34 protein-coding genes are annotated in these 23354 nt (G+C 66.5%); 4 read left to right on the top strand and 30 right to left on the bottom strand.

Annotation, left to right across the window (positions count from 1 at the left end):
* Positions 1-9 precede the first annotated feature (9 nt).
* Positions 10-4005 (bottom strand): hypothetical protein, encoded by a 3996-nt coding sequence (locus tag ACIBEJ_RS35105; protein ID WP_397187201.1) that lies wholly within the window; start codon positions 4003-4005, stop codon positions 10-12.
* Between the two features lie 114 nt (positions 4006-4119).
* On the opposite strand from ACIBEJ_RS35105, the gene ACIBEJ_RS35100 reads away from it, so the two are divergent.
* Positions 4120-4449, top strand: a complete 330-nt coding sequence (locus tag ACIBEJ_RS35100) for a hypothetical protein (RefSeq protein WP_397187200.1) — start codon at positions 4120-4122, stop codon at positions 4447-4449.
* Here ACIBEJ_RS35100 and ACIBEJ_RS35095 read toward each other — a convergent pair.
* The 7 genes from ACIBEJ_RS35095 to ACIBEJ_RS35065 all read right to left on the bottom strand — a co-directional run bounded on the left by ACIBEJ_RS35095 (position 4446) and on the right by ACIBEJ_RS35065 (position 7254).
* Positions 4446-4601, bottom strand: coding sequence for a hypothetical protein (locus ACIBEJ_RS35095; RefSeq protein WP_397187199.1), 156 nt, complete (start codon positions 4599-4601; stop codon positions 4446-4448). The genes ACIBEJ_RS35100 and ACIBEJ_RS35095 overlap by 4 nt on opposite strands.
* A gap of 215 nt (positions 4602-4816) precedes the next feature.
* Entirely contained in the window at positions 4817-5371 is a 555-nt protein-coding gene (locus tag ACIBEJ_RS35090; protein ID WP_397187198.1) for a hypothetical protein, read from the bottom strand.
* Positions 5368-5856: a hypothetical protein gene (locus ACIBEJ_RS35085; protein WP_397187197.1), complete on the bottom strand. Its 489-nt coding sequence runs from the start codon at positions 5854-5856 to the stop codon at positions 5368-5370. The genes ACIBEJ_RS35090 and ACIBEJ_RS35085 overlap by 4 nt, the downstream gene beginning before the upstream one ends.
* Positions 5857-5862: 6 nt before the next feature.
* Positions 5863-6078: a hypothetical protein gene (locus ACIBEJ_RS35080; protein ID WP_397187196.1), complete on the bottom strand. Its 216-nt coding sequence runs from the start codon at positions 6076-6078 to the stop codon at positions 5863-5865.
* On the bottom strand, positions 6078-6401 hold the full coding sequence (locus tag ACIBEJ_RS35075; RefSeq protein WP_397187195.1) for a hypothetical protein: 324 nt from the start codon (positions 6399-6401) through the stop codon (positions 6078-6080). Before ACIBEJ_RS35075 ends, ACIBEJ_RS35080 begins: the two co-directional genes overlap by 1 nt.
* Before the next feature lie 68 nt (positions 6402-6469).
* A complete protein-coding gene (locus ACIBEJ_RS35070; RefSeq protein WP_397187194.1) occupies positions 6470-6904 on the bottom strand; it encodes a hypothetical protein in 435 nt (144 codons plus the stop codon).
* Positions 6901-7254, bottom strand: a complete 354-nt coding sequence (locus tag ACIBEJ_RS35065; protein WP_397187193.1) for an HK97-gp10 family putative phage morphogenesis protein — start codon at positions 7252-7254, stop codon at positions 6901-6903. Before ACIBEJ_RS35065 ends, ACIBEJ_RS35070 begins: the two co-directional genes overlap by 4 nt.
* Positions 7255-7405: 151 nt before the next feature.
* Here ACIBEJ_RS35065 and ACIBEJ_RS35060 point away from each other — a divergent pair, with 151 nt between their 5' ends.
* Positions 7406-8065, top strand: coding sequence for a PASTA domain-containing protein (locus ACIBEJ_RS35060; RefSeq protein ID WP_397187192.1), 660 nt, complete (start codon positions 7406-7408; stop codon positions 8063-8065).
* Here ACIBEJ_RS35060 and ACIBEJ_RS35055 read toward each other — a convergent pair whose 3' ends face one another.
* Genes ACIBEJ_RS35055 through ACIBEJ_RS35025 form a run of 7 tightly spaced genes read right to left on the bottom strand, consistent with a single transcriptional unit; the run spans position 8066 to position 12476 of the window.
* On the bottom strand, positions 8066-8494 hold the full coding sequence (locus ACIBEJ_RS35055) for a DUF6093 family protein (protein WP_397187438.1): 429 nt from the start codon (positions 8492-8494) through the stop codon (positions 8066-8068).
* 7 nt (positions 8495-8501) lie between these two features.
* Entirely contained in the window at positions 8502-8858 is a 357-nt protein-coding gene (locus ACIBEJ_RS35050) for a hypothetical protein (protein ID WP_397187191.1), read from the bottom strand.
* A gap of 4 nt (positions 8859-8862) precedes the next feature.
* Complete coding sequence (locus ACIBEJ_RS35045; RefSeq protein ID WP_397187190.1) at positions 8863-9117, bottom strand: hypothetical protein; 255 nt, start codon at positions 9115-9117, stop codon at positions 8863-8865.
* 1 nt (position 9118) lies between these two features.
* Positions 9119-9406 (bottom strand): hypothetical protein, encoded by a 288-nt coding sequence (locus ACIBEJ_RS35040; protein WP_397187189.1) that lies wholly within the window; start codon positions 9404-9406, stop codon positions 9119-9121.
* Entirely contained in the window at positions 9403-10635 is a 1233-nt protein-coding gene (locus ACIBEJ_RS35035; protein WP_397187188.1) for a Mu-like prophage major head subunit gpT family protein, read from the bottom strand. The genes ACIBEJ_RS35040 and ACIBEJ_RS35035 overlap by 4 nt, the downstream gene beginning before the upstream one ends.
* A 12-nt stretch (positions 10636-10647) precedes the next feature.
* Positions 10648-11004 (bottom strand): capsid cement protein, encoded by a 357-nt coding sequence (locus ACIBEJ_RS35030; protein ID WP_397187187.1) that lies wholly within the window; start codon positions 11002-11004, stop codon positions 10648-10650.
* Complete coding sequence (locus tag ACIBEJ_RS35025) at positions 11004-12476, bottom strand: hypothetical protein (RefSeq protein ID WP_397187186.1); 1473 nt, start codon at positions 12474-12476, stop codon at positions 11004-11006. The genes ACIBEJ_RS35030 and ACIBEJ_RS35025 overlap by 1 nt, the downstream gene beginning before the upstream one ends.
* Positions 12477-12536: 60 nt before the next feature.
* Here ACIBEJ_RS35025 and ACIBEJ_RS35020 point away from each other — a divergent pair, with 60 nt between their 5' ends.
* Positions 12537-13094, top strand: coding sequence for a hypothetical protein (locus ACIBEJ_RS35020; RefSeq protein WP_397187185.1), 558 nt, complete (start codon positions 12537-12539; stop codon positions 13092-13094).
* Here the strand turns inward: ACIBEJ_RS35020 and ACIBEJ_RS35015 are convergent.
* From ACIBEJ_RS35015 to ACIBEJ_RS34970, 10 genes are all read right to left on the bottom strand, one after another.
* Positions 13076-14140, bottom strand: a complete 1065-nt coding sequence (locus ACIBEJ_RS35015) for a phage minor head protein (RefSeq protein WP_397187184.1) — start codon at positions 14138-14140, stop codon at positions 13076-13078. The two genes, ACIBEJ_RS35020 and ACIBEJ_RS35015, sit on opposite strands and share 19 nt — an antisense overlap.
* A 3-nt stretch (positions 14141-14143) precedes the next feature.
* Positions 14144-15832: a hypothetical protein gene (locus tag ACIBEJ_RS35010; protein WP_397187183.1), complete on the bottom strand. Its 1689-nt coding sequence runs from the start codon at positions 15830-15832 to the stop codon at positions 14144-14146.
* A gap of 12 nt (positions 15833-15844) precedes the next feature.
* Positions 15845-17296, bottom strand: a complete 1452-nt coding sequence (locus ACIBEJ_RS35005; protein WP_397187182.1) for a hypothetical protein — start codon at positions 17294-17296, stop codon at positions 15845-15847.
* Positions 17256-17801 (bottom strand): hypothetical protein, encoded by a 546-nt coding sequence (locus ACIBEJ_RS35000; RefSeq protein WP_397187181.1) that lies wholly within the window; start codon positions 17799-17801, stop codon positions 17256-17258. Before ACIBEJ_RS35000 ends, ACIBEJ_RS35005 begins: the two co-directional genes overlap by 41 nt.
* Before the next feature lie 137 nt (positions 17802-17938).
* Complete coding sequence (locus tag ACIBEJ_RS34995; RefSeq protein WP_397187180.1) at positions 17939-18241, bottom strand: hypothetical protein; 303 nt, start codon at positions 18239-18241, stop codon at positions 17939-17941.
* Between the two features lie 10 nt (positions 18242-18251).
* Positions 18252-19619: a LamG-like jellyroll fold domain-containing protein gene (locus ACIBEJ_RS34990; protein ID WP_397187179.1), complete on the bottom strand. Its 1368-nt coding sequence runs from the start codon at positions 19617-19619 to the stop codon at positions 18252-18254.
* Positions 19620-19633: 14 nt separating this feature from the next.
* Positions 19634-20143 carry a hypothetical protein gene (locus ACIBEJ_RS34985; protein WP_397187178.1) on the bottom strand — a complete coding sequence of 170 codons (510 nt, stop codon included), beginning with the start codon at positions 20141-20143 and terminating at the stop codon, positions 19634-19636.
* Positions 20140-20394, bottom strand: coding sequence for a hypothetical protein (locus ACIBEJ_RS34980; protein WP_397187177.1), 255 nt, complete (start codon positions 20392-20394; stop codon positions 20140-20142). Before ACIBEJ_RS34980 ends, ACIBEJ_RS34985 begins: the two co-directional genes overlap by 4 nt.
* Positions 20395-20405: 11 nt before the next feature.
* Positions 20406-20798, bottom strand: coding sequence for a hypothetical protein (locus ACIBEJ_RS34975; protein WP_397187176.1), 393 nt, complete (start codon positions 20796-20798; stop codon positions 20406-20408).
* A gap of 302 nt (positions 20799-21100) precedes the next feature.
* Entirely contained in the window at positions 21101-21253 is a 153-nt protein-coding gene (locus tag ACIBEJ_RS34970; protein ID WP_397187175.1) for a hypothetical protein, read from the bottom strand.
* 157 nt (positions 21254-21410) lie between these two features.
* Between ACIBEJ_RS34970 and ACIBEJ_RS34965 the strand changes: the two genes are divergently transcribed.
* A complete protein-coding gene (locus tag ACIBEJ_RS34965; protein WP_397187173.1) occupies positions 21411-21755 on the top strand; it encodes a hypothetical protein in 345 nt (114 codons plus the stop codon).
* A 96-nt stretch (positions 21756-21851) separates the two neighbouring features.
* Here the strand turns inward: ACIBEJ_RS34965 and ACIBEJ_RS34960 are convergent, their stop codons facing one another.
* From ACIBEJ_RS34960 to ACIBEJ_RS34940, 5 genes are read right to left on the bottom strand one after another with little or no spacing between them, the layout of a single operon-like run.
* On the bottom strand, positions 21852-22049 hold the full coding sequence (locus ACIBEJ_RS34960) for a hypothetical protein (protein ID WP_397187172.1): 198 nt from the start codon (positions 22047-22049) through the stop codon (positions 21852-21854).
* Positions 22049-22285 (bottom strand): hypothetical protein, encoded by a 237-nt coding sequence (locus ACIBEJ_RS34955; RefSeq protein ID WP_397187171.1) that lies wholly within the window; start codon positions 22283-22285, stop codon positions 22049-22051. The genes ACIBEJ_RS34960 and ACIBEJ_RS34955 overlap by 1 nt, the downstream gene beginning before the upstream one ends.
* Positions 22282-22758: a DUF6221 family protein gene (locus ACIBEJ_RS34950; protein ID WP_397187170.1), complete on the bottom strand. Its 477-nt coding sequence runs from the start codon at positions 22756-22758 to the stop codon at positions 22282-22284. The genes ACIBEJ_RS34955 and ACIBEJ_RS34950 overlap by 4 nt, the downstream gene beginning before the upstream one ends.
* A complete protein-coding gene (locus ACIBEJ_RS34945; protein ID WP_397187169.1) occupies positions 22758-23027 on the bottom strand; it encodes a hypothetical protein in 270 nt (89 codons plus the stop codon). Before ACIBEJ_RS34945 ends, ACIBEJ_RS34950 begins: the two co-directional genes overlap by 1 nt.
* Positions 23024-23290, bottom strand: a complete 267-nt coding sequence (locus ACIBEJ_RS34940) for a hypothetical protein (protein ID WP_397187168.1) — start codon at positions 23288-23290, stop codon at positions 23024-23026. The genes ACIBEJ_RS34945 and ACIBEJ_RS34940 overlap by 4 nt, the downstream gene beginning before the upstream one ends.
* Positions 23291-23354 lie beyond the last annotated feature (64 nt).

Genomic DNA, 23354 nt, shown 5'->3' with positions numbered 1-23354 from the left:
CCGGACGGGTCAGGGACCCTTGGAGCCGAGCCGCGCGTACAGGTACACCGCCCCGGCCTCAACATCAGCCGGGCTGGTCACGTACTGGTTCTCGACGTGCACCAAGGCACCACTACGCCCGCCGGACGCACCACCACTCGACCCCGACCCCGACTCCGGCGCTGGCCCTGCCGCTTGCGGCCGGTACGGCACCTGCTGTGGAGCCGACACCCTCGACGTGTTCACCGGCTGGTAGGCCAGCGACTGCACACCGCCCAACGCCATCGCAAAACCGGACTCGGGGCCGTGACCTTCGACCAGACCGCCAGGTTTGGCCTTCGCCTTGGCCTTGGACGAGTTCGTCGACGACGTCTTAGCGCCCGCCGCGCTGGCCGCCTGAGCGACCACCGCGCCGAGCACATCGACACTGGCCGACAGGAAATCGATCGACGACCCCACCAACTCCGACATGCCAGCCACGCTGGCCGCCAGCACCTGCGAACCCTCAACCCAACGCAGCGACATAGCCTCGCCGACCTGACTCACCTGATCGATGCTGCCCGTCAGAGACCCGGCATCGCCGAGCGTCATCGACAGCATGCTGGTCGCCGAGCCCAACCCGGAGGTGAGCGCCGTCTGCGCTTCCTTGACGACCCCGCCGACCGAGTCGACCCGCTTCGCCGCCTGCTGCGAGTACAGCTCCAGCCCGAAATCGCTGGCCACCTGGCCGAGAAGCTCGATCGCCCTTGACCTGAACCTCGTCTCATACGGGATGAACGCTTCGGGGCCGTTACCCTCGCCGAACAACACCGTGGGCTGGTTAGCGACATGGGGTCCTGGCCGGACACCCCCAGCCGCATACTTCTCGATCCCGCCCGCGGCGAAAGCCTCCGTCAACCGACCGCCGCCGTAGGTGAAGATCCCTCCAGAGCGTGCCTGGCGCTCCTGCTTCTTCAGGCCCGCCCGACCGCTGGAGGTGCTCTCCAGAATCTCGCGGATGGTGAAGGTTGCCTTCACCTGCATGCCGTCGAGCTTCTTCAGCTTCGCCCACAGCTCTTCGGCTCGCTCCTTGCCGATGCCCATCTCTTTGGCGAGGTCGATGAAGTCCTGCTTCGTTTTCGGCATGCCGGGCGCGTCGACTTTGGTCTCGACCTTCGACGGGATGAGTCCCATCTGGTCGGCCATAGCCTTGGCCTGAGTCTTGGTGTATCCCATCTTCTCGGCCACCGCGATGAAGGCGTCCCGCTGCTGTCGGGCCTTCTCGTTGACCAGTTCCATCGGGACGCCTTGCTGCTCCAGGGCGGTACGAACCTCGTTGGAGGCTCGGGCGACGTCCACGAGAGCGGACCGGTTGTTCCAGTACGCCTGTGTGTTCGTGTTGGTCGCAGCCCCGTTCTCCTTGGCCGCATCCTTGGCTCTGGAAAGGGCGCTGGCGAACGCGATGTTGGCCTGCTCGGCGTTGAAGTTCGCGCTGGTCAGCGCATCGAGTTCGCCCTTCAGGGTCGCCACCTGGCCGCGTGCGGCAGCTGCTTGGCTGCCCATCGCTTGCATGCCCGAGCTCGCCGTCGTCGTAGCCTGCGTGGACTCCCCGCTGGCCTCCGCGAGGCGGTGGTGGCTCGCAACGGACTCACCCAGTTCGGTGTTCGTGGTGTTCAGCGCGTCCTTGAGCAGGTTCGCCGAACGAACATTCTCGTCGGCCATCCCCGACCAAGACCCGCCGATGACCTTCGCGCCTTGGGCCTTATCAGTGAACCGTCCTAGAGCCGCGTTCACCTCTTCCAAGGCTGCCTTGTTCCCAAGGGCCGCTTCAGTGACCGTGCGCAGAGGGATACCCAGCTGTTGGGCCGCCTTGAGAACGCCTTCGGTCTCGAGCCGGTTCCTCGTCCACTCCCGCGTGTCAGCTGTGATCGCGCCTGTCTGCTTGTCGAGGGTCGCAGTCAGTTCACGGATACGACTATCAGCCTCAGCCTGACGCTGAGCGAACAAGCCGACTGCGGTCACGCCCGCCGCGATCGCGATACCCCACGGCCCTCCCGCTCCCAACACGCTGGCGACACCAGCGAGCTTCCCCTTGACCCCGGTAGCGGTGGTGCCGACCGCATCCATCCTCGTCTGGAGATTGCTGAGGGCGGTGGCGGCCACGTTCACCACTTGGCCGACCTTTACGGCCGCGTAGACGGCGCCGATGGCAATCGCGATCATCTGGATGTGGGCGGGATCCATGTCCTTGACGATCGACGCGAGCAGGTTCAGACCCGCCAGTGGACCGACTCCGAGCGGCGCCAGGGACGTGACAAGGTTGCCGATCGCGCCGGCGACATTCTTGATCAGTTCCCACACTTGTGGCGCGTTCTCTTGCACGAAGAGGATGAACTGCCGGAACTCGTTCGAGCTGGCCAACTGCTGACCCCACTGAGAAAACGCCGCCGTCGCCTTCTCAATCCCTCCGACAATCACAGGAGTGAACGGCAGGAAGGCGTTGATCATGCCTGCTACACCGGTCGTCACGTTGCCGAACGATCGGCCGAGCCCGACGATCGCCGACGGGATCTGCTGTGTGATGTTGGACAGGAACTGTGCCCAGAACGGGCCAGCCAGCGCCCTCTGTGCGTCCCTCTCCAAAACAAGGAACGATGAAGCCGTAGCGGTGACCATCGGCGACAGTCGCGGCAGTTGGGACGAGATGAGATCCAGGCCGCCCGAGATCACCGCGAAGGTTTGCGGCTGGACGCTTTCCTGCCACGCCTGGTAAGTGTCGAGGAATGCCTTGAGGTCCTTAGCGAGCGCCTTCTCCGCCTTGCTTAGGTCGGCGAATGCATCTTTCAGCTTCGTGGCCCCGCCACCGCCGCCGGACATGGCGGCGTTCTGCTGCAGTTGGAGCATGGTCAGCTGGCGCTGCGCGTCGGCGACCTTCTCCTGCGCCTGCGACACCCGCTCCAGCCCTCGCTGATACTCCCGCGTCCCCTCAACGCCTGCCTTGTTGGCGTCGGCGGTGTCCTTCTTCTGCCTCTGGGTCTTGACGCTCTGCTCCTCGAGGCGCTGCATCGCCATCTCGTGGGCGAGTTGGGCGCGCTCAATTTCGAGCTGGGTCGCCTTCGGGTCAGCCCGCAGCTCCGCAAGGCGGGCCGCAGCCTCGCGGACGGCGAGGGCTGCGTCCTTCTGGCTCAGGACTGAGCGATCGAGGGAGAAGTTCATGTCCTCCAGGGCTCTACGACCGGCTTCACGGGCGCGGGTCAGGTCCTCTTCTGCGGATCTGGCTTCCTTCTTCGCGTCCGCGAGACGCTTCTCAGCCGCTTCAAGCTGAAGCGCCTGCTGGGCGGCCTGTGCCGCCGATTGACCGGCCCCGCCTGTAGCCGCTCCCGCGCTCTTGGCCGCAGCCTCCGATGCTCTCAATGCCTCCGTGACCCGCGTGAAGCCTGGAGCCGCGGCGGCGGTGAACGCCGCCGCGCCAACACCAGCCGCGGTGAAGGCCGCGCCGAGCCCGGCGACTCCAACCCCGATCGTGGAGACTGCGGGCAGAGAAGCCAGCGCAGCAGCCACCAAGGCGATGTTCGCAAGCGCGCCACCAACGTTCGCGTCTACGCGAACATTTGCCTGCCGCCCGTCAAGGCGGGACACTTCACCGTCCATGGCCCGGAGCTCTGAGAGCGCGCTGCCGATGTCGGCTCGGACGTTGATGTCCACCTCGGAGCGCTGCAGCTGCTCCAATTGGCGCTCGATCTCTGCGATCTCGGTCCGCGCGGTGGCAGCGTCGATGTCGATGCCGATCCGCTTGCTGGACAGTTTCTCCAGTTCAGCGCGTAGCTCAGCGAACTTGATCTCGGCTGCCGTGGAGTCCGCATCAATCTGGATCTTCGGGAGGGCTCGTGTGGCCGCTTCGAGTCGTTGCCTCATGCGGTCGGCTGACGCGCCGGTCTCCGTCATGTTGCGAGACAGGTCCTGCGTCGACTTCTTCGCGGCACCCATCCCGGTGACGAAGTCGGTGACCCGGGCACGGAGGGACACGCTCACGGACCTGTCGGCCACGCCGAAGCACCCCCGCCCGTCGTGTAACGAATTCAGCCATTTGGGGCGGGAGTGGCATGGGACCGTGTCATCATCACGACGAGTCGGGGGCCCACGTCGAAGAGGGGATCCTCAATGACCTTCAAAACGATGATGATCATCGCCGCGGTGTTACTCGGCGTCGGCGCGATCGTCGGGTTCATTCCCGTCAGCAGCCAAGGCGTCAACTGTGGCAGTGCGTTTGTCGCGAGCCGCGACGCCCGGGTCAACGACCTGACCAATGCTCTGCTTCAGGACGGCGGGCAGTCACTCGTCGGCCGAGTCAACGCCGAAGCGGGCTGTTCGGACCTGCGCAGCATCCTGCGCATCCCGGGCTTCATCCTGGTCGGAGGAGGCGTCGTGATGTTCTTCGCGGGCGTCATCACCAACACGGACCGCCAGCGCCGAGCCGAAGCGGAAGGCTAGTCGACCTGCTCGACGTACCAGACCAGCGCTTCAGGACGGATGACGTTGCCCTTCTTGCTGTGCGCTTCCTGCTCCTTCATGCGCTCATCGCACACGTAGCATCGGCGAGGCTCCTGGACGCGGAAGGTGTGGGCTGGAACGCCGTCTCTCATGGCTGTCGACTCTGAGAGTTGCCACTTGCAGTTACCGCATTTACCTGCCTCGTACTGCAGCCAGGCCTTCGCCCACGCGACGTCTTCCTCGAGCCACCGCGGCTCCCACGTCGTCGTGGTGTGGGTGAGCTTGCCGCCCTCGTCGTAGTGGTACTCGGTGGTGGCAGCCGCTTCCCTGCCAAGCAGTTCGCTGCGTGGGACACCCCACGCAGCGGCTACCTCGAGGTCTTCTTGGAGCTCGACAGAACTGCGGAGGCGGCGTAGGAGAAAGGGACGTCCACATCCCGCTTGTTCACGCTGTACGAAGCGGCGAACAGGCTGTCCCACTGGGCCTGGGTGAGTTCGTCCGCGAGCTCCCCGGCCTGTTCCACGCTCATCTGCGGCTCAACCGCGCACGCCGACACCAGTGCAACGCCGAACGTCTCCCAGTCAACGTCGTTGCCGGCGTCCTTGTCCTCGTCGCTCGGCGGGTGCGCCGCCACGAGGTCCTTGAACTTCTTGCGCTGCAGGCCACGGAACCGGAACACCGTGGTGTGCTCGCGCATCCGCTCCCGAAGTTCGACGATCTGCTGGGCGATCTGAGTGGCGAGCGGGTTGGCGCCGCCCGCGAGCGTGCCCTCCTCAGGCTGGTCTCGGGCGATCGCCAGGTCGCGCTCCAGGTCCTCGAACTCGGCCTGCAGGTCGCCTGCGAGGCAGATCGGGACGGTCTTCTCTGGGCGCTTGACGTTGCCGATGATGTCCGCGATGTCTGCGGCCTTGGCGGCGGTCATGCCGCGACCGTGGACTCAGTCGAGTAGGTGCCGCTGGCGTACAGCTTGAGCTGGACCTTCTCGTAGGACTCCCGCTCTGGCGCCATCGGCCGGCGCTCGCCGCACGTCACCTCGTAGACTTCGACCTTCTGTGCGGCGGCATAGGCCGTAGCAGCCGTGACGCCGCGGCGCACCACCAGGAAGCCTGCCGTGCCGCGGGTCATGACCGACCACATGCGGTCCGACCCTGCGGAGGAGTCGCGATAGTAGGTGAGTTCGATCTGCGCCTTGCTGCGTCCCGGGCTCTCGAAGTCCTGAGTCGAGGCGAGGACGTTGCCCTCGACGGTGCCCTCATCGAAGGAGATGTCCAGACCGTCGTCCGTGACGGTGTTCTCCAGCGCGACGATTCCAACCGCAGTCAGCTCAGCGACAGTCGGGGCGCTGAGCGACGTGACCGCAGGGACGAAGGTCGCCTTGGTGTTGCCGTCGGTGAGCCTCTTAGCCATGACCTGCTACTCCTTGTCCTGGGCAGGCCGGACGGCCTTGCTGCTGGTCTTGGGGATGCCGGACGGTTCCGGCGTGGGCTCGGCGGGCAGCTCAGGAGACTGCTCTTCGCCAGGGAGAGGGCCGATGACTTCGTAGCCCTCGCGGTGCTCCCAGAACGCCAGCGCACTGGAGTCGATCGGGAACTCGGAGCCGTAGACGTCGCGGATCAGGTGCTGGCTCATCAGCGGCGCTCGTAGATGAAGGTCACGTCGGTCGTGGAGGACCAGGTGAGCGCGATGAGGTTGTCCGACGGGTCGACGTACACGGGCAGCATGAGGGCGGCCTTGGTGGTGCCGTTCGTGACCGAGATGACCGGATCCGGGTTGGCCTGCCCATAGGCGTTGTTTCCGGCCACGGTGATGGTGGCGGTGATCGGCGCGCCAGCACCGTTGATGATTCGCAGGACGGCGTTGGTGTCGTAGACGAGCTTGTCGCCAGCGGCAGCAGTCCGAGGCGTCAGAACGGTGCCGGCAGCGGTGATCGCCTCGGCGGTATAGGTGGCCACGCGGGCTCCTTTCGGGCATGCGAAAGAGCCCGGCCACCTGCTGGTGTCGGGCTACGTCGGGAAGGGGGTTAGGTCGGGTCGGACCTGAAGTGGAACTGTGTGATGCCGTAGTGGACCGGCGGCGCGACTGCGTCGTCTCGTGTCACGGGCCGGTCAATGGGGACCTGGTAGATCGCGAACGCGGTTCGGCTTGCCACCGATGGTGTGATGCCGATGAGGGCCGCTCGGACCTTATCCATGAGCGTCTCTACCTGGTCTTGGACCGCGCCGACGCAGGTGAGCTGGAAGGTGAAGTCGAGGCTGTCGTGGGTGCGGGCCAGGGACGTGGCTTCGTCGCGCCCCGTGAAGGGGTAGATGACGGCGTACGGCACGAAATTTGAGGCGCCGGGCGGGCCTTGCCAGCCACCCGTGGATGGCGGCTTCCCGCGCCCAACAGCGACGGTCGCCGCAGTGAGCAGGGACACCACAGCGTCGGTGTGCGGTTTGGCTGCTGGCGCGGTCATTCGAGCACCCGGCCACCAATGGAGTCGATCGCTCGTACGAACTGCTCGGTCGCCCGGTCGAAGGCTGGCCCGAGGTAGGGCTTGGGCGCCATCTTGCTCGTTCCGTGCTCGACGTAGCCGGCGTAGGAGGCGGTGGCGCCGGCTTCGAAGCCGTAACCGTCCGGGTCGAAATCCACGCCGATGGAGTTCTTCAGGTTTCCGGTATCGACAGGGGCGAGGGTCTGCGCGCCGGCCACGGTGTCGAAGCCGGTCTTTTTCACCGCTGCCTTCACCATGGACTGGGTGCGCGGGACGGCCTTGTCGATCGCGACCTCAAGGCGTGCGATCTCGGAAAAGTCGAAGTCGGCCATGACGTCCTCCTGTGGAGTTCGCGCAGGTGAACGGTCAGGTGTGTCCGGAATCGCGAATAGCGATCGTCGCTAATCGTGTTTCTCTGGAGCCTGTGTGTATTTCGGATAACGACGACAACTCTCGGCCCATGAGCGTTTTACCGTCACTCGCATGGCCCGTACGAAATCGGTGAACGTGTGGGTAGTCGCGGCGGTGATCGTCCTCGTCGTCGGCGGATGCTCGCAGTTGATCAACTCGGTATTCGGCTCAGACAACCGTCCCGGACGCTCCGCGCCGGCAACGCCTGGCCCGCTGCCACAGTTGGTTGGCATGACCCTGGTCGAAGCAGAGAATCAGGTCGAAGCCCTCGGCCTGCGCCTGCAACAGCGTGGACTCGGAAGTTCCTACTGTTCCGACGAGACAGACTGCATCGTGTACGTCATGTCCCCGAAGGCGGGTGCCACGGTGATGGCCGACGGGAAGGTCGCGGTACGGTTCGTCACCTCTGACGAGAAGGCGTTCTACGGCAAGCATCTGAACATGCCGAAAGTGGTCGGCTGGTCAGAGGCGAAGGCCGAGGCCTTCTTTGAGCCGATCAGCGGCGCCGTCGACAGTGCCTCCCGCCAGACGACCAAGGTCCCGTACGGCAAGTACCGCGTGGTCGACCAATTCCCGAAGCCGGGCAAGCCCTTGAAGCTCGGCCAGAAGATCAAGCTGGTCATCGGCCACAACTACGATGAATCCACATCGACCGGCGACACGAATGTTGACGTGGACAACAACGGGAACCGCAACACCGGCGGGTTCTGCCGCCGTAGCCGCTGGTGTTGATCACGCCGCATCGGTCAGGTCCTGCTCGCAGACGAGGACGCGTTCCCACTGCTCGGATGCCATCCGTACGTCCATGACCCGCAGCTCCGTGTCGGGTAGGCGCGGGTCACGGGCCGTGTCGACGGTGAGGTGGTCGCCTTCGAGGATCTCGGCTGCGTCCCATTCGATCGCCACCTCGTAGCCGCGGGTGGTGACTCTGCGTTCGCCGGAGACGACGTAGCGGGCGTCGTCGGTTTGGGGTGTGATCCGGCACGGCCCGGCGTAGACGACGGTCGGTGCTGGCGGGTGCCAGGTGCCGTCCGGGTCTTGTGTGCCGTCGCCTGTGCCTGGCCTGCGGATGGTGCATGTCCCGGTCTGGGTACCTGTGGCTACCGGCCGGTGATGTTCAGACCATCGCGGATGGATCGGGGTATGGCCGGAGAGAGGCATGGTCACCTCACCCTGGCGTATACCCGAGATAGCCCTTGTGCGGGTCGAAGTCGATGATGTCGAGCCCGACTGTGTCGTCTCCGACGCCGTCGTCCACCTGCTTGCGCAGGCCCGCCGCGCGGGCGCGGAGTTCGGCAGCGACCTTCGCCCCATCGGTGCTGACGTCCTGCGTCTTGATCACCTTGGAGACAAGCGCCTCCGACGACGCGATGACCTCCAGCGCGGAAGCGGCGGCCAGCTTGACCGCGCCCTCCATCGACAGGAACGCCGCGATCTGGGTGTCGCTGAGCAGCAGCGCCTGCTCGTCCGTGTCCGGGATGAGCAGGCGGACTTTGCCGACGTCGGTGGCGTAGTCGATGGCCATCGGGCTACGACGACGCCTGCAGACTGGCGTTACGCAGCGCGGTCTGCAGCGCGGTCACGGTAGTGCGCAGGTTGGACACGTCCGTGCGCAGGGCGTTGTACTCGGCCTCGGTCGGCGACTCCCCGCCCGTGGCAGCGGCGGATGTGAGCGCGGCGGCTGTGGCCACGTGAGCGGCCTGCGTGACCTGCGCGCCGGGGATACGGCCGGTGGAGTCGAGGGTGGCCAGCCCGCCGGGCCGGCCCTTCGCGGTGGCGCCCATGTCAGGCCCCCTTCTTCGTGGTTCGTCTGCGGGTGGGCCGCGCGGGTTTGGGTTCCGTCACCTCGGCCGTGACCGGAGCAGGCTCATCGGGTGGGGCGGGCTGTTCCGGCTCGGCCGTTGGAGGTTGAGGTTCGCGCAGTTCGACCGTCTCGCCGGGCTCCGCCATGGGCGGCTCGGGGAGACGGTCGAGGATCTGCGCGAGCAGCGCGTTCGTCGTGTCCTGCCGCTGAGCGAGGACCGACAGGAACGCGTCCGTGGTCGACGACACGGGCGGCAGGTCGTTGCTCACGGCGAGTTGGTGCCGTTCGCGGCCAGACCGGACTTGGAGTCCATGAGGACGCCGCCGTACACGTGGCGCAGCTTCCACTCGATGCTGTCGGTGTCGAAGTCGCCGTCCATCGGGTCCGCGGCGCCGCCGCCGACGCGGGTGGCGTTGGGGTGCTTCTGGAAAAGCTCCGGCGTCTCGTGGCCGATGAGGAATCCGACCTCCATCGCCGGGCGCCCCACCGACGGGTCCGCGAACAGATACCAGGCGGTGTTACCCGAGGTGGTGTCGATGATCGGCAGCCACGGGTTGACGATGAGCGTCACCCGGTTCTGCATCCAGTTCGACACCCGCAGTTGGTCGTTGCCGGTGCCGTCGCCGCCGCCGGACGCGGCCACGATCTCGGTGGCGTTGATGATGTTGCGGGCGACGACCTCGAGGGCGGGAGGCACCACGAGGTAGACGGACTCGATGTAGATCGGGGCGCCGTCTGTGTCGACCTGAGCGGCGAGCTTGGTGAATGCTGCCTGCAGAGAGGTGGTGTTCAGTGCCGTCGTGGTGAACCCTGCGCCGCCGGCGGCCTGCACATCGGCGACAGCCAGCAGGTTCTTGTTCCCGGAGGAGAAGAAGGTCGAGTTCGGGCCGGTCGAGCTGGCGTACAGGGAAGTTCCGAACCGCTCCTCCGAGCGTCGCGCCGCGGTGCCGAGCCGGGTCGGGATGTCGGCGAACGCGTCCAGGTCGTCGTTGATCAGCACTTCCCACGCGAGCGGGATACGCCGACCGAACTTCTTGACACCGTACTCGTACTTGCCGTCGACCAGGCTCGCCGCCGGGTACTCCGACTGCTGCTTGACCTCGTCCAGGATGGCTTCGCCGCCGTCGATGGTGAACCGCTTGACGGTGCGGAAGTCGCGGACACGGCCACGGCGGGCTACGCGGTCCCACTGGACCGGCATCGACCGGTAGTTGGCGAGGATCTGTCGGTCGAGGATGTCGCCGAACAGGTGCTGGAAGTCGGAGGTGGTCATGGCCTCCTGGAAGTCCAGCGCGGCCCGCTTGGAGCCCTGCACGACCCTGCCGTACAGGTGGGTGGCCTCCAGCAGCGCCTGCCGGTAGGCCGGGTTGCCGGATCGGCCGGCGCGGCGCACCTGAGCAGACAGGCTGGAGCCTTCGCCGCGGTAGATGGTTTCGGTGGACGCCTCCGTGGCACGCCAAGAGGCGACCTCGGGGAGCACGTCGAGAACAGTAGACATATCGCTGTGCTCCTAGTAGCCGATCTTGACGCGGATGGTGGTCGTGGCGCCCGAGCTGACCGCGTCGAGGGCGTAGCCGAACCGGACGCCGTTGGTGGCGTCCTTGTTGACGGGCGGGGTCTGGCCGGCCTCGTAGTAGAGGATGTCGCCGACCGCGACGGCGGCGTTGCCGCCAGCGCCTTCGCCCTTGACCGACAGCCGGTAGACGCCGTTGAACTTGACCGTGGTCAGCCCGTCGGCGTTCTCCGCGATCAGCGCCACGCCCGGAAGCTGGCCGACGAGCACCGGGTCGCCGGAAGCCGGGGTGGTGGGGGCGGAGCACACGACCGCGAACTGGTCGCCCTCGTCATAGACCTGGTTCGTTGCCATCAGAGAGCCACCCGTCCCGTCGCGGCGGCCTTCGCTACATCGGCGGGCATGCCGATGCTCGAGAACACGCGCTCCATCTCGTCGTTCAGAGCGGACTCCGATAGGACCTCGCTCTCGCTGCCGCCGCCCAGGCCGCGCGGAATGCCGGTGCCCGCGGCTTCTGCCAGGCCGGCGATGTAGGTCTTCTCCGCCTGGATCGCCGCTGCGATGCCGGAGGTGAAGCTCTCCTCGTCGACCTTGCCGGCCTCATTGAGGGGGATGTTGGAGCCCTCCACACCGCACACGACAGCGGTGACGCGTGCGTGGGAGACGTCAGGCAGGCCGGACTCGGCCAGCGTGGTCCGCAGCCGGTCCTGGGCGTGGATGACGGCTCGCAGCCGGTCGTTGTCGGCCTTGTACCGGTCGCGCTCGGCCTCTGCGAGGGTGGCGCGCTGGGCGTTCTCGCCGATGGTGACGATCTGCAGCCGCGCCTCGGCCAGTTGGCGCCGGGCCTCTGCGAGTTCGGCGTGCGCCGCGGACTCGGCCACCTCGGTGGTGCCGCCGTCCGGGGGCGTGCCCTGCTTGTCGGTGCCCTCAGACATGGGGGCTCCCTCCTGGATGGTTGTGTCCGGCGGCGCCGGAACGTCTTGGGGTGCCTGGTCTCGTGAAGTGGTCTCGGAGACGTCGGCGGGCGCAGGCTCGGGGTCGTCCCAGAGGTCGCGCTGGTACAGGTGGGGGACCTTTTCGGCGACCACGGCGTTGAAGGCGGTCAGGCCTTCGCCGATGGCGTTCGACAGGGAGATGCGCTCGTCGCGGGTGAGCCGGCCTTCGCCGAACATGTCGTCGCAGAGTTCGGTGAAGCCGCGGTGGATGCGGGACTCGATCCAGTGGCCGACGTTGCGTGCCTCGGCGAGGTCAACCGCAACCTGTTCCGGAGGCATGTGCGCCTCTGTAGCGGCTCGAAGGAGTTCGCCACGCGCTGATTCGATGAGCTGCAAGACTCTGCCTCCTGCTCCAGCTCGGGTGACCCAATCCACGGAGATGCCTTCGTCGAGGCTGGTGATGATCGGCCCGTTGCGGCCTTCAGCTTCGCCATACTCGGCTTGGCCCTTCGCACGGATGGAGAGACCGACCGTGGAGGCGAACTCCTCGTTGAGAAGTTCGCGCCACTGCGGGAACACCCGGATTTCGGCGACGAGGCCACGGAGTTCTGGATCCCACCTCGGAGTGCTGGTGATCTCGGACGCCCAGTTCATGACCGACCCTTCGGGCCGCTCTGCAGCCTCCTGAGCGGTCTGGTGATCCAGGTGCATCCGGGTACCGACTGGCCACGTCTGCGGGCCGTCACGGCGCAAAACAGCTTCGCTGTAGTACCCCGACGAGCCCCAGCCGGCGCGGATAAGGAGCGCCCGGAAGCGGCCCTTGGAGGGCTGCCCTTGCCGGATCTCGTTGAGGCTCGCTGACGCCTCAACGAGCGCCTGCTGTTCGGGCATGGTGGCTCCTCATTGCCGAAGTCGGGACGTTAGTAGAGGGTTCGAGCTACAGTCCGCGGCGTGAACGAACTCATCGCGTGGTATTGGCTGCTCGATATCGACTTCGGCGACGCGCCTGCCTGGGTCGCCATCGGGGTCACGTTCCTGTTTTCTTTGGCCGCGTTCGTGGTGTCCCTGAAAGGGCTGAAGTGGCAGCGCATGAGCGCCGAAGCAACCGTCCGGGCGGCCAACGCGACCGAGAAGGCGGCGGCCTTCGAGCAGATCTTGGGAGAGGAACGGCGGGAGATGGCCGACCCCGGTCAGCCAGCCAAGGAGCTGACCAGAAGCGGAGTCCGGTGGCAGATCGAGAACGTGATCAACTCTCGTTACGCGCTTCGCAACGTCGGCTCTGTCGTCGCGACCGGCGTCACGGTAGACGAAAGCCAGGTCTTGGCGCCGGCCCGGTTGCTCCCGAAGGACGCCGCTGTACGGCCTGACGAAGCGGTCGAGTTTCTGATCTTCGGCACCTTTCAGCATCCGATGCCGACTGAACTGTGGGTGACCTGGGATGGCCAGGAGCAGCCCATCGCCGTCCCGTTTCGCCGCGGCACTTTCATAGATCACGCGGCGCGCTTGTGAAGATGCGAAAGGCCCTTGAGCGGGCGGACCTGGTAGGAGGCTCGCCAGTCCGGGTTCTCCCGTTTGATCGCCAGGTCTGCCCAGTCGAGGTCGCCGCGGTTGAGCGAGTCGAGCCGTGCTCGGCCCATGATCTGCTGCTGGTCGACCGTAGGTAGCGCGTCGAACCAGGAGCGGGCATCCGGCAGGAGGTCGTCAGGCTCGGGGATGCCGAAGCCGAGGTCCGACCATGACTTGGTCTTCGGGGTGCGGGCGCACCTGCAGTTGGGATGTCCCTGCGGTCCCGGCTCGGACAACGGGTGCTGCGTGCCGTGCATGGACAGGCACGCCGGGCAGACGCGCGGGTCTAGGGACGCGTTCCACACCCAGCCGTCGAGCACGTCGTCGTGGGGTTCCTGCGACCACTCAGCAGCTTTGCGGGAGGCGTCGAGGATCTCCGTACGGGCGATCGTCGCCGCCCGGGAGAGGCCGCCGTTGAAGGCTCCCTCGACGCGCTGCAGTATGCGCCTGGCGGACTCGCGCGGGTTGTCGCCGACTGCGACTCCGCGGACCAGTTCCCGCTTCATCGCCGCCGTGGCGTCCTTGGAGATGGGCCTGACATACGAGGTGATCCGCTGTGTGGTCCGCGTGATGATCACAGCCAGCGGGTCCTGATCGGCTCGCCCGAACCGGATGTCCAGTTGCCTGCGGGATCCGGGCGGCAGCTGGGAGGCGATCAAGTCGTTCTGGCCGGCCGCCGAGAGCCGCGCCGCTTCGGCGACCGACGCTGTGATGGACTGGATCGCGAGCCCTGCCAGGCGTTCCAGCGCCTCGCGTGCCAGGTCGAGGGCGGACATCGCCCGTGCAGTGCGGGCGATCTGGCGCCGTGAAGGCCAACCGTCGTTGCTGGCGCGCAGCAGTTCGTCCAGGGCGGCGATGACCTCCCAGACGATCTCATCCCACGCCCTCACCCACGCCACCGTCAGCGACCGCACGGTGTTGTCGGTGATGGAGTTGATCTGGTTGCGGAGGCTGGCCACCAGGCGGAGCGTTTCGCTCGTGATGGCCACCGGCTACTCCTCGTCGTCGTCCTCGTCGTCGTCGACCTGCTGTCCTTCAGGCTCTACGCCCTTAGGTTCAGGCTCTGCGGGATCTCCTGCGCCGAGTGCGCGGGCGGGATCCTCGCCGCGGCGGAAAGCGTCCACCGCTGCCTGGCCTGCCATTCCGGCGGCTCCTTCGGGTGGTTTGAAGTTGCCGTCCTCGTCCGTCACCAGTTCGAGGATCGACTCCACGTCCCGGATGCCGAGCGCCTCCAGGAGGAGGCGGACGATCGTCAGCGGCGGCACATACCCGGTTTGGTCGGCCTTGACGATGGCGTCGATCAGGACCAGCGGGTCGAGGTCGTCGATGTCGGGCCAGGAGATGTCCACCGTGCGGTCGGTCCTCTGGGCGAGCTCGACCAGCTCGCGGTCGTCTTCGCGGACGACCTTGCCCTTGAGCGGACCTTCAGGTGCTTTGACCGCCTGGTCGATGACGTAGTCGAGGATCTGCCGGTGGGCCTCTCCCCACACGGACCGGCGTAGCTCCATGGAGCGTTCAGTCGGGGTGTCGAGGGTCTCGGCTGTTGCTCGAGCACCGGTCGTACCCGGGTCGCCGAGCAGCATCGTCACCGGCACGTCGAGCGCGGCGGCGACCATGGCGGCGAGCGGCCTGCCGGACTCTGAGTCGATGGTGGCGCCGGACTTGGGGACGGCCTCCAACGCCATGTCCGGCGTCATCAACGCTGTCGCGCCGGCACGCTGCGGGTCGCCCGAGTATGGGTCGGTGGCAGGAGCTGTGGCGAGCTTGGCACGGGCCTGAGCCTGCTTGGAGCCCTTGCTGGTGAGCCTCCAGGCAAAGCGGCTGAGCGCCTTGATGAGGGTGGCCCAGTCGGTCAGGAAGTCCTTGTACGCTCGCGCCCAGTCGATCGCCGCATAACTGTCGGGGATGCCCCACCTCCAGCCGAGCTGTGAGTTGACCTTGACGTGGTAGACCGGCGCATCCCACACCACGTCGGCCAAGCCGGAGTCGCCGTAGCGGGGGAAGTTCAATCGCCGCGGTTTGACAGCGGGGGTGTATCCGAGCGCCGGGTAGTAGGCGATCCGGCGGATCTGCTGAACACCATCCGGGCCGCGGCGCTCTTCCCACCATTCGCGCCGGTAGAACCACGGCTCCGAACGATCCTCGGGGTTGCAGACGACGTCGGTGATCTCATCCCACGGCAAGGTGCGTACCTGGACCTTGCCAGAGCGCGGCCGGGTGAACAGGGCGAGGAACACGTTGCCGTCGGTGTAGACAGCCCGCTCCAGTTCCTCGTGCGCCTGGTCGCCGGTGAGTGAGCGCCGGTTGCCTGGGTCGTCGATGAAGTCCTGGACGACCTCGTTGACGTCCTGCCCAGTCTCGCCGGTCGCCCGGGCGGAAATCTGAACACCCTGACCCCACACGTACCCGGTGCGCAGCGACAGGCCCCGACGCAGCAGCGGCGACTTGATCGTGTACACGCGGCAGACGGCCGTGATCTGCTGCAATCCTTCCCTGGAGAACTCCTGCTCGGCGAACGCGGTCAGCTTCTGCCAGCCCGGCTCGTACATGCGGTTCTCGAGGTCGGCCATCGACTCCTGGATGTGGACGCGCATCTCCCGCTCAGCGCGGATCACTTCGACCAGCTCGGTCCGACCAGTAACGCGGTACCAGGTTTCCTGGAGGCGGGAGGCGATACCCACGAGCAGCCTCCCTCAGTACGGCGAGATGCTCAGGGCCAGGTCATCATCGATTGTGTCGCCGTCGATGATCTCGTCGGGTGGCGGCACGTGGGCGTAGGCCAGCATGACGCTGTCGGCTCGGTCAGGTGATGGCAGTCCGCGCTTCTTCATGTCGTCTTTGGACTCGATCAGCACCTGGCCGCGGGCCGTGTATTTGTACTTGATCGTGCCGAGCTGTGCAGCGAGTTCGTCATCCAACTCGTCGAGGTCAATGTCGCCGGCCTCGAACCGCTCGCGCAGACCCCACCACCATTCGGCGCGGGCGTTCGCGAAGTGTTCCCGGTCGATCGCGCCTGCGCCGGACTGCATGTCGAGCACGTCGTGTCCGGCTTCGAGCAGCTCGTCGACAACTCCGGAGCCGACACCGACGCCGTCCACGCGAATCTCGTGGACGTGGTGCTCGCGCTTGGCCGCGATGACCTTGCCCGTGGTTTCGGTAGTACGAGCGTGTGAGTAGTCGCCGACGACACGTGCGACAGAGCCACGGGCGAGGCAGAACACGCTGCGGTCGGAGCCGAAGCGCGCGACGTCCACGCCGAGCACGTTCACCGGCCCTGGGGGCAGAGCGCGCTGCTGGGCTGCTTCGATCCACCGAGGCGAGATCAGAGTGTCGTCGCCGACCTCTGGGAACTCTCCCAGCACCTTCGACACGTAGCGGGGCGAGGATTCGCCCCAGCGCCGGCGCTTGTCGTCGACCCATTCGGGCGACAACATCAGCGGGCGCAGATGCTCCGGAAAGGGCTCGTCCGTGAAGTTCGGGGTGTCCAAGCCCGAGATACGGATCGTGTTCCATCCGGACCCCGGCTTACACACGTTGCCGAACTCGGTGTTCGGGTCGTCTGGGTTGCCGATCGCGAGGATGCGGCAGTCGGCACTCGTGGTGATGGCCTCGACGGCGACCCACAATTGCTCGGGGATGCCACACGCCTCATCCAAGATGACGAGGACGAAACGGCGGTGGATACCTTGAAAGCCATGCTGGTCGTTGTCGGCCGGCTTGCGGCCCCAGCCTGTGAGTACTCCCCCGTCCAGCTTCCACTCATCTGATTGCAGGACTCGTCCGGGCAGCGGCTCACCTGCCGGGTTCTTCGCTGCCTTGCGGATCTCTTCCCACAAGATCGCGTGCACCTGAGGATAGGTGGGCGCCGTAGAGACAATGAATGCCTCGCCGGGTGGGTGGACGTCGATCCACCAGCAGGCGATCTGCGCGGCCAGAAAGCTCTTGCCTGCGTTATGGCATGACTTCACGGCTGTACGGCGGTTGGTGACGATCGATTCAGCGATCTCGCGCTGCTTCGACCACAGGTGACCTCCGAGCCGATCTTTGACCCAGCCGACGGGGTTGTTCAGGTACGGGTTCGGTTCGGCGGAATCGTCGAGAGCGTCAGCCGCTCGAAGCAACGCGGAGTCTGCGAGCAACCTCACGCCGCGCCTCCGCCTGCTCCTCGGCCGATAGCCCGCGCTCCGCGAGCGTCGCGGTGATGGCCTTGATAATGACGTCGGCCTGCCTCTCGGAGATGCGGGCCAGTCGTTCGTCGATGTTCAGCCGGGCCATCGCTGACAGGAACTTCTCGCACCGGTCCAGCGCCCTTTCGAAGAGCGCGACTTCAGCGCGGAGTTGCTCGCCGTTCTCGGTGCTGTAGCGGAGGCTGGACAGCTCGTTGACCTTGTCTGCGAGCGTGTCTTTCCACGCCACGACCTGGCCCGCGATCTTCGCCAGTTCTGTGAGAGGGTCGGCGACCGGGTCGACGTCCATGCGTGCCAGCGCGGCCCGGACTTTGTCCTCGGCGGCGCGCTCGGCTGCTTTGGCTTTGACCTGCTTGGCTCGGCCGCCGTGGGCGTGGCAGACCATGCCGCCGTTGATCGCGTAGTTGTTGCAGGGGTCGCCGTTGGTTTTGCGGCCTTTGCAGCGGCGGGCTTGTCTCGCCACGTCCACCTCCTTGGGTTCTAGGTGGTGGAGCGGCTTCTGGGTCTGAGCGACCTGCGGCGATCACTGTGGGTAGGTATGCGGCTCGGCGATCCCGAGATTTTGGGCCTGAAATCTCACTCTGTGTGTCCAAAATTCGGCTAGCTGATCTTGAACGGCGAGCCTTCGATCACTGGGGTCTCGGGCGGGGCTGAGGTGATGCGTACATACGGCACATAGTCGCCTGGGGCGGTGGAGAAGTCGAAGTCGCTGCCGGGTCCGATGGGGATCTGGGCGACGGTCTCAGCTCCGATGGTGCCCCACGATGCGGTTTTCCAGCCGTCAGAGGTGGGGCGCAGCGGGTAGGGGCGGATCTGCATCTCAACTGGGAGGCCGGTGAGGGCGCCGGGGCCTTCGACGGGGACGGGCAGGTACTCGGCGGTCTCCCGGGGGAAGATCAGCATCTGTCCTCCCTTATGGGCTGCCCCAGCGGCGGGTGGTTCTGGCGGTGTTCCAGCGGCGGGAGACCGCTCGGCCCAGGGTGGCGTTCAGTCCTTCTGCCTCATCGGCTCCGCCTGAGGAGGTGATGGTGGCGGTGATGCCGAGGGTGGCCTGGATGCTCTTGATGACGGTCGCTGCCGACGTGATGGCTGCTGTCGTGGCCAGGGTCGAGGCTGCGGGCTTGATCGCGGCAACTTCGGAGGTGATCGACGCGGTTGCCGCGGTGGCTGAGCCAGCGTCGAAAGCGCTGCCGACGGCGGCCACGATCGAAGCAGTGAGGGCGACATCGGCGGAGGCGGGCCGTACGCCGATGGTGGCGGTTGTGAGCGTCGCTGTGGCGTCCATGGCCGCGGTGGTGGAGCGTTCGGCCAGGGCTTGGCTGGTGATGGCCGCTACAGCCTCCACAGCGGCGACCATGGGCCGTGCAGCGGAGGTCTCGGCGGCGAGGTTGGCGGTAGCGGTCAGGTCGGCCGTGGCGATAGCGGCCCGTACGGCCTGGCTGGCGACCGTTGCCGAGGCGTCCAGAACCGCGGCGGCCAGCTTCGTCGCCGCGCCGGCGGATGTGATCCCGGCGGTCACGTCAACTGCGGCAGCGCTGCTCTTGGTGGCGGTGGCGGCCGAGGTAATGGCCGCGGAGACGGCAAGATCAGCTTGCGCTTCGTGGGTGGCACCGCCGGCGGGAGTGATGACGTGCCGGTGGACGCGAGTGCCGCCCCAGCCGATCGGCGGACCCTCGTCCACGGCGGCGCCGGCGCCGCCTGTCAGGGTGTGTCCGCCTGCCAGGTCGGCGAGTTCGAGGCCGGTCAGCGGGTACCAGGCGACCAGGTTGGTGGTGCGGTGCGGCAGGTAGGAGAGGCCTTCGTGTTCAAGCTCGTCGGCGGCGAGGTTCACGCCGGACCAGAGCTTAACGTTGCAGACCGAGCCGTTCATCCATTCGGCTCCCCATGGGCTTTCGCCGAGCCGCAGGGTGTTGGCGACGAGGGTAGCGCCGTTGCCTGCGGTCCACGTGGCTGCCGTGTAGGTGGAGGAGCCTGCTGGCCGCCACCGCCATTCGCCTGCTGTGCCGTTGCGTACGAGCCAGATGTGGTACCAGGTACCGACCGTGAGGGTTTGCTGGGTTGCGCCGACGTCGTTGTTCTGGTCGTAGACGCGCATGTTGTTGCCGGCTGGTGCCTGGATGCACAGGACGCTTCCGGAGCCGTTGTCGACGGAGAAGATCGTGGTCCAGGTTCCGCGGTTGACCTTGATGTTGGCCCAGAGGCTGATCGTGATTTGGGTGAGGGAGCCGAGGCTGAGCGTGGAGGTCAGGTCTTTGCCGTCGGCGTCAAAACGGACCGACACGCCGATCCCCTTTGCTACGTGGTGGGGTAGCTGACGCCGACGCTTTTCAGCCAGGCGTCGCCGAGCAGCGTGTCGTTGGCGTGGTCGGCGACGCGGGTGAGCTTCAGCCACACTTCGTCGCTGCCGGTGACGCTGTCCAGGGAGGCGCCGGTGATGGTGATGGTGGCGGCCATCAGGCGTTTGGCGGTGGTTCCGAGGTGGGTGTCGTCGACGGTGACCGCGGTGGCGTACGTTTTCGTTTCCGCGTCCTGCGAGTCGGTTTCCGGGGTGATGGCCGCTAGTTGCGCTGACCAGCGGACCACGCCGGTCGTGGCGGTGGCGGCGCCCCAGACGACGCGGACGGTGATGTCCGGTGCGCTGACCGGGTAGGCGAACGCCTCCAACTCCCAGTAGGCGTCCTTCGCCGTGGACGGGTCGTAGGCGAGCCACTCGGCCACGTTCGTGGACTGGTTGCGTAGCAGCCGCGCATAGTTGGTGGCCGGGTACTGGGCGGCGCCTGGCCGGAGGTCGTAGTAGAACGTCACGGGTCCTCCCGGAGGAGTCCTGCGCGCTCCATCGCGACCAGGCACAGCAGCAGCGTCTTCTGCGGGCCGGTGGCGGCAGAACGGAACGCGGGCGGGAGCGCCTGGTTGAACTCGACCGCGTTGGCCTCCACCCAGTCGTCGGTGGCGTTCAGTCCGGCCCTGAGCTGGGGTTTGGTGAACGCCGCCGCTTCGGTGTTGCGGCGCATGAAGACCCGCCAGACGCGGAGGCGCTGCTCGTCGGTCAATGCCACGACACGACCTCCTAAGCGGCGATCGGGGTGATCGAGATCGTGAAGGCGGTCAGGTTCAGTTGGTCGCCGGTGTTCATCGTCTTGGAGGCGTTGAGGGCATCGCTGCCCAAGAAGTTTCCGCTGGTCGATGCGTCCCACAGCGAGACGTGGCTCACGACTTCGCCGTTGGTCCCGGCCCAGTTGCTCCACGACGGCGTGTTGTTCGCGGACATGGATCCGGCGGATGCTGCGGCGAACGTGACTTCGCTGCGGGTGGTGACGCTGGAGGCGTTGCCGGTGCCGTCAGAGCCGGGGTCGCCGGTATGGAGCTTCACGTACACGTTCGTCTTCGCGGTGAAGGAGACGTTGCGGAGCAGGTTGAGCCACGGGTTGACGAGGTTGACGGCGGACAGCCCGGCGGTCACCGCTCCTCCTCCTGCTCCTCGTCGAGGGTGTCGGCGGGGAGGTCGGCTGCCTTGATGACCTCGGCTTCGGCGTAGATGGACAGCGTGAAGTCGGCCATGCTGGCTCCCTCCGGTTGGGGGCGCCAGCTAGCGCCGTGGCGTGTCTCGTGGGTCTGAAAAGGGGGTCGGCGGTGCCTGGGCGCTCGCGCGGTGGTGAGCCTGGACATGCTGGAGGCGGCCCTTCGGCGCGCTCTCTTGCAGCGCCGGGGCCGCCTCGTGTCAGCTACCAGCCGGGAGTTACGACGTTCGCCTGGTGCGGGGATCTACATGTCGCTGATCTTCGGGATGATCTCGGTCAGGACCCAGAGGGCCAGACCCAGGGCGAGCAGGTTGAGTCGCGGCGCCGCGACGTTGAGTGCGGCGAGGACGAAGCACGCCAAAGCGAGGATCAGCAGGATCAAGGTCACGGTGGCCATGTGATGTCCTTCCGCTGGAGGGTTGGGCACTCCAGCGCTGCCCTGCGTTTCGGGGTGTAGTCGCGGGCTTGGACGGTGTGGCCGGACTGTGATCAGCTACCCCGGCCAGCCGCATCTAGCACACGTGTTCGATGATGGGCGGGTGGAACCTCAGCGGGTGGAACTCAAGGAATGGCCGCACGACGGCGGGGCCGGAGGCAGGGTCGCGCCTGCGGGCGAGCCGCTCACGTACTGGGTGGTGAGCGCGATCCACGCCCGGTACAAGGCACCTACGGGCCGGAGTCCCGGCCTGGATCCGTGGGGTAAGCCGATCGACCCCGGCACCTATGAGGCCTACCTGGTGGACCTCGACGGATCACACATGCTGGAGTTGGCCAGCTACGAGCGTGTACTGCTCCACCAGGCTCCGCCGATCGGGCAGTGGTATTTGCGCGAGGTAGACGACGCCTACCTGGCGGAGCGGGAGAAGTATCGGGTGGACCGGGCAGGCGAAGGCGCTTGACGCCCGCCCGGTCTCAGGTCTCGTCCGCACGGGGGCGACGGACGAGACACCCTCATGTTCAGAGTAGAGGCTTGCCGGGCTGCGTCCAGGAGTCGATCAGAGCTGGTCTAGGTCGTCCAGCTTCACCACTTCGACCAGGGGCGGTGACCCGCTGAAGAGGACGTCGAGCCGGGCCGCGTCTTCCAGGTTTTTTGTGCCAGGAAGGAGCCAGCCCTCGAGGACGGTGCCGTCGTGGCCGCGGGCCAGAGCGCGGGTCGGCGTGCCGAATAGGCGGATTCGGATGGGCTCTGACATCAGCCCTCCAATCTGGCGCGGGCCTCGTCCCGCTGGCGCACAACCCACAGGAGCGCGTACAGCAGGTAGATGTCGGATGGCGACGCGACGTAGAACACCTGGTCAAGGTCGGCGAAGAACAGCGACGCGACATAGGTGATGACGGCGTACGGCAGCAGCATGAGCTTCAGCTGTGTCGCCGCGTCGGTCTCGGCAGGGTCGGCGTAGACGTGCCAGGCGCGGCTCAGAGCGTTCATGCCAGCCAGTCAGGGTTGAAGCCTTCGCGGTGGCGGCGGGCGAGAGCCAGCGACGTGACGATCTCGTTCAGGACAGCCGTGCGGACGCCCTCGACCACGTCAACGAACTCCGCACCTCTACCCAGTTCGCTGGGTAGAGTCCAGATCGAGGCGTGCGCCTCGTAGCGGTCCAGCAGCGCAAGTTCGGCTTCGCAGCGGGCGATCGTGTCCCGAGGGTCGTGGAGGGCGATGTGCTCGGGCTTCGTAGTGTCGCACTCGTCCCATTGCTCAGGGTGGCAGCAATGATCGACGATGTAGCCCCACTGGGTGATGCGCTCGGCATGCCACTGTTGAGGTCCCGCGTCCGCCGGGGCCAGGAACAGCTCTTGACCGTCCTTGCCGAGGACCCACTCCTGGCCACCCGCCGCTTCGGCCGCCGCCTTGTCGCCCATGATCGAGGCGCGCAACCACTCCAGCATCCCGTCGGAGACCATCAGGCAACCGCCCCGATCAGGCCGTAGTCCTCGTGGTCTTTCCAGACCCCGGCAAGAATGCTGAGCACTGGGACAGGCAGGTACTCGTCGTCCATAAGCCCGTAGTAGCCAACGTGGGCGGAGAGGATCTTCCGCATGGCTGCGATCTGGGCCTTGAGTTGGTCGCCGTGGGCCCGGAGGTAGCCCTGCACGAGGGCACCGGAGGTCATGTCGTGCAGCTCGTGGTCGGCCTCATCGAGACGGGCCGAGATGAATTCGTCGATCGTCACTTCGCCGCCGTCGGAGGAGTCCAGCCGAGAGCGATCAGAGCACGCTCCGCTTCTGGCGGTAGCGACACATCGAACGTCGCCTCTCGGGCTGCGAGTTGCGTGCTCTCCACTACGGAGGCGTAGATCTCCAGCGCTATGCGGGTCACGCCACCTGGGCCGATGTGGACGGTCGCCCCGCTGACGCCTCGGGCGATGTCGTAGCCGTCGACCTCGAACCGGGCTCCGTCGGGGCCGGTGACGATGTTGACCTTGTGCTTGGGCATGGATGCTCCCGGGGGAAGGTGGGGGATCTTGTACGGCCCGCCCTAGATCCCCCAACCCAGGCGG

Source organism: Nonomuraea sp. NPDC050790 (assembly GCF_044456745.1).
GTDB lineage: Bacteria > Actinomycetota > Actinomycetes > Streptosporangiales > Streptosporangiaceae > Nonomuraea.
This window is presented reverse-complemented; position numbering and strand designations above follow the sequence as displayed.